Source organism: Prochlorococcus marinus str. MIT 9313, assembly GCF_000011485.1.
Lineage (GTDB): Bacteria > Cyanobacteriota > Cyanobacteriia > PCC-6307 > Cyanobiaceae > Prochlorococcus > Prochlorococcus marinus_D.
Genome location: NC_005071.1, coordinates 580,201 through 593,386 on the forward strand (window position 1 = coordinate 580,201; position 13,186 = coordinate 593,386).

The following is a 13,186-nucleotide window of genomic DNA, read 5'->3' on the forward strand; positions in this document are numbered from 1 at the left end:
GAGCTGTTTGCTCCATGACCTGCCAAAATCTCTGGGCCTGTCCTGTCTGCGTCGATGTCGAAGCGTCACCCGGTTGTCGCCGTTACAGGGTCCTCTGGAGCCGGAACCAGCACCGTAAAGCGGGCCTTCGAACACATTTTTTCCCGAGAGAAAATCACGCCCGCCGTTGTGGAGGGCGATAGCTACCACCGCTTCGAGCGGATGGCCATGAAGGAAGCCATGGCTGACGCCTTGGCCAAGGGTGAAAACTTCTCCCACTTCGGCCCAGAAGCGAACTTATTCGACAAGCTGGAAGAGCTCTTCCGCACCTACGGTCAAACAGGGGGTGGCAAGAAGCGTTATTACTTGCATAGCACTGAAGAGGCAGCAGAACATAACAGCCGCCTAGGCACGAAACTTGACCCCGGTCAGTTCACCCCTTGGGAGGAAATTCCAACCAACACGGATGTTCTCTTCTATGAAGGACTGCATGGTGGTGTCGTTGGTGATGGCTACGACGTAGCAGCCTGCGCCGACCTACTGGTTGGGGTGGTACCAATCACCAACCTTGAGTGGATACAAAAAATCCACCGCGACAATGCCGAGCGAGGCTATTCCGCAGAAGCAATTGTGGATACGATTCTGCGACGCATGCCTGATTACATCAACCACATCTGTCCACAATTCAGCCGTACAGACATCAATTTCCAGAGAGTGCCCACTGTGGACACCTCGAACCCATTCATTTGTAGGAACATCCCTACGCCGGATGAAAGCTTTGTGATCATTCACTTCCGCAAAGGTGCTCGCGAAAAATGGGGCATCGACTTTGGAGATCTGCTCAACATGATTAATGACTCGTTTATGTCGAGTCCGACAAGCATCGTGGTGAACGGAGGCAAGATGGGTTTTGCAATGGAATTAATTTTGACCCCGATCATTCATCGCCTGATTGAAGACAAACACAAACTCTCATAAACAAAATAATTTAGTTACCTCAAGAAGCAACTATGATGGGATTATCTGAGTAATCAGTTAATCCTATTTCTATTTCCAACCTCTCATTTGTAATTGCAACAGCCGCTTCCCGATCAACCGAGGCAGCACGCTGCGATCGGTTCAACAGCGGCCAACTGATTGAGAAAGCACGACAAATTTATTTCAACTATCTCTCCAACACCATCACTGGTACGGAACCCATTGGTGTTGTTCTGAATGAAAACAATGGGAAAGGACGCGTTGTCTTTGATCTTCCGGTTCTGCTTCCAAAAGAAAAATTTCTCAAGCTAGAGCTCCTGCGCACCCTCCCGATGCGCTCCCGTCAAACCCGTGCAAGAACCATCGCCATCTCTAGGCGCAGCTAATGCTCTGGATCTATCTAGCGATCATCGGAGCTTGTATGGGCAGCTTCATCAATGTGATGGCTTGGCGGCTTCCACGAAAGGAATCATTGATTTGGCCTGGTAGCCATTGCCCACGTTGTGGATGTGGTGTGCGTTGGCACGACAACATCCCAGTACTCGCATGGATTCAACTGGGCGGTCGCTGTCGTGATTGCAGAACCACCATTCCAGTGCGTTATCCAGCGGTGGAGAGTCTCAGCGCCGGGCTTTGGGTATCGGCTGCCTTGGCAGCTCCAACCAGCATGGGCGAGTTGTCTTCCTTGTTCAATCTCTTTGCTGGAGTCGTGCTTGTCAGTGTGCTGTTGCCACTGGTCCTCATCGACCTCGATCACATGTGGTTGCCTGAACCACTTTGTCGGGCTGGCCTTTTGTTAGGCCTGGCGTTCACCGCGACAGCGGCAGTTTCACTCGGCTGGAGTAAGGGATCAACCCTGCTACTCGACCATTTACTAGCAGCAGCAGCAGCCTTAATTGCGATGGAAGGGCTTAGCTTCCTTGCCAAAAAGCTGATTGGTCAGCCGGCCCTTGGGCTTGGTGATGCCAAATTGGCGGCCATGGCTGGAGCATGGTTAGGACTGAATGGGGTGGCTATGGCCATGACCCTGGCCATCATCAGCGGCGCAGCGGTTGGTCTCATCGGTCGGCTTGCTGGTCAGCTACAACCTCGCCAGCCTTTTCCCTTCGGGCCTTTCATTGCCTTTGGGGTCTGGGGTGTATGGCTTTGTGGATCAGATTGGTGGTGGCAACATTGGCTCAACCTAATGGGTCTTTAATAGACCAACTGCTGCTAGAAAAAAATGCCAACTGTCAGTGAATCAAGCGCGCTTTAGATTTGGATGAATCACCACTTCTTAATTTGCGGTATTGGACATAAGCATGGACACTTGATCCATCCTTATGACTGCCCGAGAAGCCTTGTGCCAGTTGAGAAGTCACCCGTCCTCACACTGATTTAAAAGGATGAGTTTATTCGACTGGTTTGCTGATCGTCGCAAGGGTCAGTTCGTTGGCAAGGTGAGCCAGGAAACTGAAGAAAGCGATGGCCTTTGGGTCAAATGCCCCGAATGCGGTCAGGTGGTTTATCGCAAGGATCTTCATGCCAATGCAAGTGTTTGTTCCAACTGCGGTTACCACCACCGCATCGATAGCGACGAAAGGATCGTCCTGATTGCTGATCAAGGAAGTTTTAAATCACTGGATCGCAACCTCAGCCCTACAGATCCACTCGGATTTAAAGATCGCCGTGCCTATGCCGATCGACTTAGAGAAAGCCAGGCCTCAACAGGCATGAAGGACGGGGTCGTCACAGGTCTTTGCCAAGTCGAAGGAATGCCGATGGCCATGGCGGTGATGGATTTCCGCTTCATGGGCGGTTCTATGGGATCAGTTGTTGGCGAAAAGATCACCCGACTGGTGGAGCGGGCAACAGCCCAAGGTCTACCCCTCTTGATTGTCTGCGCTTCAGGCGGAGCTCGAATGCAAGAAGGTATGCTCAGCCTGATGCAAATGGCCAAGATTTCCGGTGCTCTTGAACGACATCGAGAGGCTGAATTGCTCTACATGCCACTACTCACTCATCCAACTACCGGTGGTGTGACTGCAAGTTTTGCCATGCTTGGTGATCTAATTCTGGCGGAACCGAAGGCTCTGATTGGCTTTGCTGGACGCCGGGTCATTGAGCAGACCTTGCGGGAAAAACTACCCGACAATTTTCAGACTGCCGAATATCTGCAAGAGCATGGCTTCGTAGACACGATCGTGCCTCGAACGCAACTTCGTAAAACGCTGGCCTCACTCTTGCTGCTGCATGGCTGTAAAGCGAAAAAGGCCGCGGGTAAATGAGCAAATCTCTATTCCGATTCTGCCTCTGGCTAGGTCAGGGTTTCATGCTCCTGCTGCTAACCCTTTTTATTCCTTACGGCTTTCTCGAAGTAGAAATCGCAAGCGCTGGCCCAGTCGAATGGAAGGAAGTCCCCGCTACTGAAGCTGGACAGCAATGGTGGGATATAGGCAGCCTTCATTACGACAAGGATGGCAATCTCAGCGTGCTTAGTCGCTTTACTCCAGCGCTCAGAGAAGGCGAGAAGCAACAAAATGGCAGCCTCTATTTGATGCATGTGGATTGCGATCAAAAGCTCTTCAGGGATACCTCGGTGAATGGTTTGCATCGTTTCCGCGCAGAATGGAAACCCTCTGATGGCGATGAGCTCATCGATGCAGTCATCGATGAGGTTTGCACTGCAGAGGTGACGTAAAAATCAATCATGAATCCAATTCGTCCACCAATTGGTGTTGCTATTGCCGGCCTTGGCTTCGGTGAAAGCGTTCATCTTCCGGCACTAAAAGCCAATCCAGACCTACAGCCTGTTGCCCTATGGCATCCACGCAGAGAGCGACTAGAAAAAGCTTCTAACCAGCATGAACTTATCGGCTATAGCGATTGGTCAGCCCTATTGACTGATCCAAAGATCGAGGCCGTGATTCTGGCAACACCACCAGGCCCGCGTTTTGAATTGGCGCTCGAAGCATTGAAAGCTGGAAAACATTTGCTTCTGGAGAAACCCGTGGCGTTGCATGCCGATCAAGTCGCTGAACTGCAACGACTGGCCATCAAGCAAAGATTGAGCGTGGCCGTGGACTTTGAATACCGTGCTGTGCCGTTGTTTATGCAAGCCAAGCGTTTGCTTGATCAAGGGATCGTGGGAACGCCATGGCTGGTGAAACTTGACTGGTTAATGAGTAGTCGCGCCAATGCTTCAAGACCATGGAACTGGTATTCCCAATCCGAGGCAGGTGGCGGCGTGATTGGGGCGCTAGGCACTCATGCCATGGACATGCTGCATTGGTTGTGTGGGCCAACTCGCCAGGTGAGTGCTCTGCTATCCACCTCGATTCAAACAAGGCCTGATCCATTTAGTGGCGAACTGCGTGATGTGAGCAGTGAAGACGTCACCCTGGCTCAGTTAAAGCTGGGTGGAAATGAGAGGCCTGAAATACCTGCACAGGTGAGCCTCACGGCAATTGCCCTCCAGGGAAGAGGGTGCTGGCTGGAGATCTACGGCAGCAACGGCAGCCTCTTGCTTGGCAGTGACAACCAGAAAGACTATGTGCATGGCTTTGGCCTCTGGGCAGCAGCTGCCGGTGAGCCACTTCGCAGCATTAGCGCTGATTTGGATCTAGCGTTCCCTACCACATGGACTGATGGTCGCATCGCCCCTGTAGCGAGGCTTCAAGGCTGGTGGGCCGAGAGCATGCGCAGTGGCCAGCCAATGCTGCCAGGCCTTGCGGAAGGATGGGCCAGCCAACACGTATGCGACAAAATAAGGGATTCAGCTAGATCAGGACAGCGACTTGAAATCCAATCGACACTCTGAAAATAAATAAGCCTGATAGGGATAGGTGACAGTTCTGACCATCGTCTTATAAAGTCCGGGGCCGCAGGTCCAGGACTCTTTGCTTGAGAACTGGCCCCTACTGACACTACGGAGATCTCTATGGCCCTCGTTCCGCTAAGGCTTCTGCTTGACCATGCCGCAGAAAACGGCTATGGCATCCCTGCTTTCAATGTGAACAACCTCGAGCAGGTGCAGTCCATCATGGAAGCGGCTTACGAGACTGATAGCCCCGTGATCCTGCAGGCCTCCCGCGGTGCTCGAAGCTACGCAGGTGAAATCTTTTTAAGACATCTGATCATCGCCGCCGTTGAGACTTATCCAGACATCCCGGTTGTGATGCATCAAGACCACGGGAATAGCCCCTCAACATGCTTTGGTGCTGCAGCCAACGGGTTCACCTCTGTGATGATGGATGGTTCTCTTGAGGCAGACGCCAAGACACCTGCCAGCTACGAGTACAACGTTGCTGTCACAAAAGAAGTCGTAGGCGTGGCCCATGCCATTGGCGTAAGCGTGGAGGGTGAACTGGGCTGCCTGGGCTCCTTGGAAACAGGTATGGGTGAAGCCGAAGACGGCCACGGATTTGAAGGCAAGCTCGACCACAGCCAACTGCTCACCGACCCAGCTGAGGCCTCCGACTTCGTCGCTAAAACCAAAGTTGACGCTTTAGCAATCGCGATTGGAACCAGCCACGGCGCCTACAAATTCACGCGCAAACCCACTGGTGAAGTATTAGCGATCAGTCGAATTGCAGAAATCCATAAGGCCATCCCTAACACTCATTTAGTGATGCACGGTTCCTCTTCCGTTCCCCAGGAATGGCTGCAAATGATCAATAAATACGGAGGTGCAATCCCTGAGACCTATGGCGTTCCTGTCGAAGAGATCCAAGAAGGGATTCGCAATGGCGTGCGTAAGGTCAATATCGACACCGACAATCGCCTGGCTTTCACCGCTGCTGTGCGTGAAGCTTCTGTCGCTGATCCTGCCAACTTTGATCCACGCCACTTCAACAAACCTGCGCGTAAATATATGAAGCAGGTCTGTCTTGATCGCTATCAGCAGTTTTGGTGTGCCGGCAATGCCAGTAAAATTAAGCAACGTGATATCAACTATTACTCAGCCCTTTATGAGAAAGGGCAGCTTGATCCAAAAAACGCTGTTGCTGCATGATTAAGGCCAAATGAATCGCTGAGGGGGGCTGCGAGGCCTCCCTTTTTAATGAATATGGCTTAGGACAACAACATTAGAGATCCATTGCGTCCGTCGAGGCGCGCTATTGCTCCAAGAGGCAAGGCAAGATTCGGTTGGCCATGACCAACAGGAAGATCACTGACAATTGGCACGCCAAGAGAAGAAAGACGCTCCTCAAGGATGCCGACCATTGAGAAGTCTCCCGGGACAATCTCCCCTTTCCAGCTGAAACGGCCTGTAGCTACGGCCGCAACATCTCGTAGCAGCCCTGCGCTGCGCCATTGTGTGAGCATGCGATCCACCCGATAGGGTGCTTCACCTACATCCTCGAGCACTAATACGGCACCACGCAAATCAGGGAACCAGGGTGTTCCGATTAGATGTGTGGCCACGGTGAGATTGGTTACCACTAAAGGGCCTACAGCAATGCCTGGAATGACCCCAATGCCTGATATCGGGGCTACAGATTGACAAGACAACAGACCAACCGTTCGTTGCCATTGTTCGTCAGACCCAGTCATCGACCCATGGATGGCGCCGCGAGATCCCACACCCCACTGGGCCAATAACAGAGAACTGGAGTCTGAGAAGCCGAGGCTCCAAAGGGAGCGTCGTGGGAAATGGAACCCGTCCTCCAAAACCCTTGCGCTACCCCAACCAGAGCCGATGTAGACAATTCCATCAACATGAGGATCCCTCCACGCGGCCTCTAGTTCAGCGCGGCGCTGGGCATCTGTGCCAGAAAACCAATGCCATTGGCGATGCAACGATGGAGGCAATTCAAGGAGCCACCCCTGCGCCTTGCAACGCTCAACTAAAAAAGAAAAGTCTGTTTGAGGATCGATCCACGTACCAGTATTGACCGCCCGAATTCGTGAACCATCACGAAGTGGTGTTGGCGCCGCCAAAGGTGTCGATGCATGAAAGGCTGGGGTCAATGTTCGCCCTAGCTTTGGCCAAGCAAAGGTTGCTGCTATGGCAGCCGGAAGCCCCATCAGCAGCGAGCGCCGTCGCATCGTGAATCAGCCAAGCAGTGATTGCAATAATCCTCTGCCATCCACACCACCAATCACAGGATCACAAGCCCGTTCAGGATGGGGCATTAAGCCAAGTACATTGCCAGTCTTGTTTGTAATTCCAGCGATATCAGCCACTGAACCATTGGGATTATTGACATAGCGCAAGGCGATAGCGTCATCGTCTTGTAGCTGGCAAAGGGTTTCGTCACTGCACTGATATCGACCCTCACCATGGGCAATGGGCAGGGTGAGAGAATCTTTTCGTTGATGACCCATTAGCCAAGGCGTGCGGTTGCTTTCCACAGTGAGCAAAGCATCCTCACAGATGAAATGAAGGCTTCGATTGCGGGTTAGAGCTCCAGGGAGCAGACCTAGTTCAGTCAGAACCTGAAAGCCATTGCAGATGCCGAGCACCCTGCCGCCACGTGCAACAAATTCCACCAGCGACTCAAGCACCGGCGCAAAACGGGCAATTGCACCACAACGGAGGTAGTCGCCATAACTAAACCCGCCTGGAAGCACAACAGCATCAAGACCATTTAAATCACGGGTCTCATGCCAGAGAAAGCGCGTTGGGATGTTCAAGCATCCTTGCGCTGCCCAGCGCACATCGCGATCACAATTTGAGCCAGGGAAGACAACAACACCAATACTCATGGCTGCATTAAGCGGTGGTTGTAGGAATCGGCTGAAGCTCAAGACTCCAATCTTCAATCACGGGATTGGCAAACAGGCGATCACTGAGCAGTTCCAGCTGCTTGCGTGCTTCCGCTTCATTATCAGCCTCGAGCTCAAGATCAACAACCTTTCCGATCCGCAGTTTGCTGATGCCTTCCACCCCAAGGCGATTGGCAGCAGATCGAGCAGCCTCCCCAGCCGGGTCAAGCACTGAAGGACGCAGACTGACAAGAACGCGGGCATGAAATCGCGGCACGGTCTGTAGGAAGTGGATTGTTAAATCTTCGCAGCTCAAGGCACCCTTTTTAAAGGATGAAAGTGTGTTTAAAACCTAGGCCACTAGGCCCGCACTGCTTGCGTGGTGAATGGTGATGATTGATTCAACGATCAAAACAATGCAGGTGCAGGAGAAATACAACGCAAAAATCATAGTTATCTGAGCATGACTATGCAGCCAAAGTCAAGATGAGCTGAATGGACTGTACTGACCCTGGTTGTTAGTTGCCTGGCTGATGGCAAGTAAGACTCTCTGATGAAATCTTAACTTACAAGAGGATATAGATTATGTTTCTAAATATGAGACAACTCCTTGCCAAAGTAATGTTCCAGAAATACTCTCCGTAGCTCTATTGCATCAATAATATAGATAAGAATTGGCTGTAGGGAGTTTGGCTAGTGGATGGCTTGTTGAATTTGTTCATTCATCAACTCTCTGCCTCGATTAATTAAGTCATCTCGAGTGAACTCACCAGAATCCAGCCTCTGCAATATGATCTTCTGTGCTGCATAGTCTTCGTTGTGCAGCCCAGCACGGCTTTGCATCATCCGCCATGATTTACGTCGCTCTATATGGAAGAGAACCATCTGACGACTAACCGCATAATACTTAAACTTGCCATTGATTTCAGCCTTGAAATACACACCCCAATCAGGTACATAAGCATGATGATTCTCATTGAATACATTTCTATAAATAACATCTTGCTGCCTAATCAGAGTAAGCATATTGTCGATATGTATAAACTCGTCGACTTGTGCTTCAGGAATCTCTTTGAGGTGTCTGCGAAAACGTGCTTCGGTAAGAGCCCAGTGAGCAACAGTGAGATTATATGGCTTTCCATCTGATTGATATTTAGCTGCCCTCCAGTCTCGATTGATTGAAGGGTTACCCTTGAGCTCAAAAGTTTCCTGGATGGTCTCGCCAGCGCGAGGATTATAGATAAACTCAGGCATTCCACGACTATCTCGAATCATACGAGCCTGATAGGCACTCATGTCGTCACCAATACCATGCTCTGGCTGACAAGATGTATAGCATTGGAAAAAGGCTGTACCACGATATTCAAGTCCATCAAGCATGGCCTTATACATTTTTCCTGAATTTGCCATAGAAACCTGGGCAATAAATGGCGAACCATGGCCAGTTGTAAATGCTTCTGCAACACTTTTCTTCTCTACGAGCTTACCTTGCGAAGCAACACCAAATTGGTTCATGTCATATCCACCCAACATGTTAGAGCTGTCGGAGTTTTGACCACCGGTGTTGGAATAGACCTGCGTATCAAGCATCAGTAATTTCACATTGGGACGGTTTTGCAAGACGACCTTTGAAACGTTTTGGAAGCCTATATCGCCCATAGCTCCATCTCCACCAATCGCCCAAACTTTAGGTAACTCACGTATTTCCTGATCAGTCATGAGTGAGTCATCAAGATGAGTTAGCTCGAAGTATTCACGCTCACTACAAACATTGATGTCACGATCAAGAAGTGCTGTAGCAAGTCGTTCCGGAGTTACAGATCGACGTGCATGATTGAGGACAGCAGATTCTCCTATCAGCCAACTAATGGTTGCGCCATCCTGAAATAAGGAATTCATCCAGGGGTATGGATGAGGATTGGAGGGAGGAGTAGAGCCGTAAACCGTATTGCAGCCAGTGTGAGCACCCATATACATCGTGCACATTCCATTTGCCATACGTCCATCAACTGCCTGTAGATCACAGTGATTAAAGGCATCCTGATTGAGGACTGTTACCAGTGCTGTGATGACTTCTTGGTCAGTGATCTCACCAAATCTATTGAGCCGAAGAGTTGTATCATGTTCGTTTTCACCACCAAGACCCATTACTGCATGGGCTACAGAACGCTTAAACCAACTATATTCATCATCATCTTGAGTCTTTAGAGTTGCCAACCTTGTGACACCACATTTTTCTAATAGTTTTGCTTTTTTGCGTAAACGCTCTGCTTTTTGGTGATAAATGGGTCGCATGTATGCCTCTGTGATAGAAGCAGCAGCCCTCAGCACACTTTTTTCACCACAACCTGCACAAGCACCGTCTCCAGAGACAAGAGACTCGTAATTACTCCGTACCATCAAGTGCTTCCGCAGGGCTGATTCAAGTGAAGACTCTGGTGATTCAGACTGATATTGCCCAAGAAACTTTTGACTGGTATCTGGTAATAAGCGGCTAAAAACTTGGGCAGTTGTAAGATCGGCATTAAGTTCAGGCGTATCCTGTTTCATTCGCAAGGCATCATGTTCTCCACAAACCTGAACACACTCCCCACATCCTTTGCAGAGGTCGCTAACAAAAATAGAAAAGATACCCCCACTACCAGGATTCTTCTTCTCAAGACTTTTGTAAATACTAGGGGTGTTGTTATATGCAAGGGGTAACTTGTCAACAATATCAATTAGCTGCCTACGTGAGGCTTCATCGATTGATGTAAGCTCATCTAACTCATTACTTAGAATAGTTTTAAAAGGCTGTTTGGTTTTGGATGCAACATTGTCATTCATTTTTTCGTGGCAACGTTGATCTAATCCAGGCACCTCCTTCAAAAGTTGCTTCGATGCATTCTCGTCAGTGACATAATTGCGTATGGCAGTGACAAGAATTGTACTTACATCCTGTGCTGTATTAGGCAAGGCAGTATCAGGACAGGCGGCGATACATTCCATGCATTGAGTACAATTCTCTGCGATGTAAATTGGGGTTTCGCGCCTGGCTACATATTTACTTTGTGTCGCCCCACTGGCAGGTCCCATAACAGATAAGCTTGCAAAAGCACCTGATGGTTGGTGATAGCCCAAGTCGTTTCGGAATTCTGAATCAAATTTCTGCAGTGTTTGGAATGGTGACCTATTGGCTTGTCCATCAGGCATCGAACAAGACGAACAACCACTAGCAGCACAACCTGCAGTTGCTGGAATCTCAATGAGAGCAGCATCCTTTGGTGCAAGCATGGGGTTGCGCATGCTTGAAGTGTCTACATCCTTATTTTTTCCATAAGCAATTTCCTCAACCCGTTCAAAGCCACCAGCCATAACCTTCATGTTTGAATCAACTACCGCGTCACCAAAGCGCCCGAACTTCTTTTGATATTGGTTGCGAACAACCTCTTTATACGCGGCCTCACTAATCTCGTGATCCTGCAAAAAGGTTGAAACTTTGAAGAATGCACCAAGGAAGGAGTTTCCTTGCATCCTTAATTGCAGATCAGTTCGAGTTGTTGCTTCTCGAGCGATATCGAATCCAGGCAGAATAAATACACGAATGCCGTTATCCTTGATGAATTTGCGATACTTTGAGGGAATTCGCTCCCAGGCTTCAGCCGCGGGCTCACTTGATTCCCATACAAGGCAACCGCCTTTATTTAAACCCGCAAGCGGATTAGTATGTGTGAATGCTTTGGGGTCACAGCAGAGCACTACATCAACATGATTGAGCTCACAATTCACTTGTATCTTTTCAGCCGCAACTGTTAGGAAATAATTCGTAGGGGCTCCTTTCTTTTCGGATCCATACTTGGGGTTGGCCATAATGAAGAGCTTCTCTTCTAATTGGCCATGTTGATCATAGGTTGGATCACGTTCGGAAATCATTTGCCCAAACTTACCGATAATTTCACCAAGGTTTTTACCCGTGGTGATCATTCCCCAGCCTCCAATCGAATGGAATCGAACAGCAATCGCTCCATTCGGTAATAGCGATGGTGTGTCTTTAGAAACCACGCTATAGGGGTGATCAATACCTAGTGTGAAATAAGCTTCGCCATCAGCTGCACTTTTGCCGTCTTTCCGGGCAATCCCCCCAGTGGCATATTCAAAAGCTCCGATGATATGTTCTGGTCGAAAATCTCTAGAGCCAAGCCCATAACTTCCGCGAAAAATTCTTGGTGTTTGCTCAAGTGTTATTGCAGGCATCATGCCTCCATACTGTGCAGACTCCTGTCCTTTACTTAGAGCAGTGCGGATGTCTCGACCTAATGGATTATCACCAGCCAAGCCTTCATCTGTTCGTTCTAAAATAATGACATTCTTTTTGCCACGCAAAGCATTAATTAATGCCGCTTCAGGGAAGGGACGTAAAACATTTATATGAATAGAACCAACCTTGGCATTGCGGTGCTCACTTAGGTAATCGCATGCCGCTTCAATATTTTCAGCTGCACAACCAAGAGAAATAAAGACTGTATCCGCTCCCTCGGTTTTATATTCTTGAATAAGCCCGTAGTTGCGGCCTGTTAACTGAGCAAACTCTAGATAGCATTGCTCAAGGAATTTAAGAATTGGTTCATTGAAATTATTACGACGTGCTATGACACCATTCATATGGTGCTCTTGATTTTGAACAGGACCTAAAAGCACCGGATTCTTTAAATCCAACATTTCGGGGACTCGGCGACGCCGAACTCCGAACAGTTCTCTTTGTGCTTGTGAAGGGCAATCTATTTGGTCATCTGGTGCACCCAGATATTCACGTAGTAGATCCGCTTCTGGGGCTCGATAAGTACGCTCAGAATGGGTGGTCAACATCCCATCTTGAATATTCATTCCTGGATTTAAGGCTAATTCATTGCATTTACGAAGAATAATTGCCTGATCTGCAGCTTGCTGGGCATCTCTAGCAATTAACATCGTCCATCCAGTATCTAGAGCTGCATTGAAATCATCATGGCCACAGTGAACATTAAGTGCATGCTTGGTCAGGGCTCGAGCTCCAACCTCCAAAACCATCGTCGAGAGCTTTCCTGGTGCGTGGTAATACTGCTCCATTGCATATACAATTCCCTGTCCAGATGTGAAGTTAACTGTGCGCTTGCCAGTCATCGCTACCGCAGTAGCACCGCCTTGCGCTGCATGTTCACCTTCTGCCTCAACAGATAACTTTTGGTTTCCCCATACATCAAGAGCCCCTTCTGCAAAAGACTGTTGATATATTTCACCCCCCTCTGTTGAGGGTGTAATTGGGTAATAGACACCTCCTTCTGTAATGCGCGTTTCTACCCACTTGGTGACAAGATGATTGCCATTACACGTCACCGGAATTCCTGGATACTTGGGGTTATCACCCCCCAGTACTGCTGGAACCATCTCCTGTTCTACGGTTTGATCTGCCATACGTAGAAATCAACGAAGGAACATCTGCTGTGTGCGTAAAATCTACTGAAATCTGTGAACAGATTGCAGCACTTGATCAAAGAGAGGGAAAGAACACCGAAGCCCAGGC

At 49.3% G+C, this 13,186-nt stretch carries 10 protein-coding genes; 6 read left to right on the forward strand and 4 right to left on the reverse strand.

Translation table 11 applies throughout. The features are described 5' to 3' along the window. The first annotated feature begins 54 nt into the window (after positions 1 to 54). The 6 genes from AKG35_RS02800 (at position 55) to fba (ending at position 5,950) form a co-directional block, all read left to right on the forward strand. Positions 55 to 957, forward strand: a complete 903-nt coding sequence (locus AKG35_RS02800; protein ID WP_011129911.1) for a phosphoribulokinase — start codon at positions 55 to 57, stop codon at positions 955 to 957. Positions 958 to 1,342: 385 nt separating this feature from the next. Beyond that, positions 1,343 to 2,155 (forward strand): prepilin peptidase, encoded by an 813-nt coding sequence (locus AKG35_RS02805; protein ID WP_011129912.1) that lies wholly within the window; start codon positions 1,343 to 1,345, stop codon positions 2,153 to 2,155. A gap of 187 nt (positions 2,156 to 2,342) precedes the next feature. After that, positions 2,343 to 3,224: an acetyl-CoA carboxylase, carboxyltransferase subunit beta gene (gene accD, locus AKG35_RS02810; protein WP_011129913.1), complete on the forward strand. Its 882-nt coding sequence runs from the start codon at positions 2,343 to 2,345 to the stop codon at positions 3,222 to 3,224. A gap of 44 nt (positions 3,225 to 3,268) precedes the next feature. Continuing rightward, a complete protein-coding gene (locus tag AKG35_RS02815; RefSeq protein WP_011129914.1) occupies positions 3,269 to 3,637 on the forward strand; it encodes a hypothetical protein in 369 nt (122 codons plus the stop codon). A gap of 9 nt (positions 3,638 to 3,646) precedes the next feature. Continuing rightward, on the forward strand, positions 3,647 to 4,756 hold the full coding sequence (locus tag AKG35_RS02820) for a Gfo/Idh/MocA family protein (RefSeq protein WP_011129915.1): 1,110 nt from the start codon (positions 3,647 to 3,649) through the stop codon (positions 4,754 to 4,756). A gap of 120 nt (positions 4,757 to 4,876) precedes the next feature. Continuing rightward, positions 4,877 to 5,950: a class II fructose-bisphosphate aldolase gene (fba, locus tag AKG35_RS02825; protein WP_011129916.1), complete on the forward strand. Its 1,074-nt coding sequence runs from the start codon at positions 4,877 to 4,879 to the stop codon at positions 5,948 to 5,950. 59 nt (positions 5,951 to 6,009) lie between these two features. On the opposite strand, the gene AKG35_RS02830 is transcribed toward fba, so the two are convergent. The 4 genes from AKG35_RS02830 to AKG35_RS02845 all read right to left on the reverse strand — a co-directional run bounded on the left by AKG35_RS02830 (position 6,010) and on the right by AKG35_RS02845 (position 13,077). Next, positions 6,010 to 6,987, reverse strand: a complete 978-nt coding sequence (locus AKG35_RS02830) for a S66 peptidase family protein (protein WP_011129917.1) — start codon at positions 6,985 to 6,987, stop codon at positions 6,010 to 6,012. Positions 6,988 to 6,993: 6 nt separating this feature from the next. Beyond that, positions 6,994 to 7,647 (reverse strand): phosphoribosylformylglycinamidine synthase subunit PurQ, encoded by a 654-nt coding sequence (gene purQ, locus AKG35_RS02835; protein ID WP_011129918.1) that lies wholly within the window; start codon positions 7,645 to 7,647, stop codon positions 6,994 to 6,996. Positions 7,648 to 7,654: 7 nt separating this feature from the next. After that, positions 7,655 to 7,924: a phosphoribosylformylglycinamidine synthase subunit PurS gene (gene purS / locus AKG35_RS02840; RefSeq protein WP_041384305.1), complete on the reverse strand. Its 270-nt coding sequence runs from the start codon at positions 7,922 to 7,924 to the stop codon at positions 7,655 to 7,657. Between the two features lie 416 nt (positions 7,925 to 8,340). After that, a complete protein-coding gene (locus AKG35_RS02845) occupies positions 8,341 to 13,077 on the reverse strand; it encodes a 2-oxoacid:acceptor oxidoreductase family protein (RefSeq protein WP_011129920.1) in 4,737 nt (1,578 codons plus the stop codon). Positions 13,078 to 13,186 lie beyond the last annotated feature (109 nt).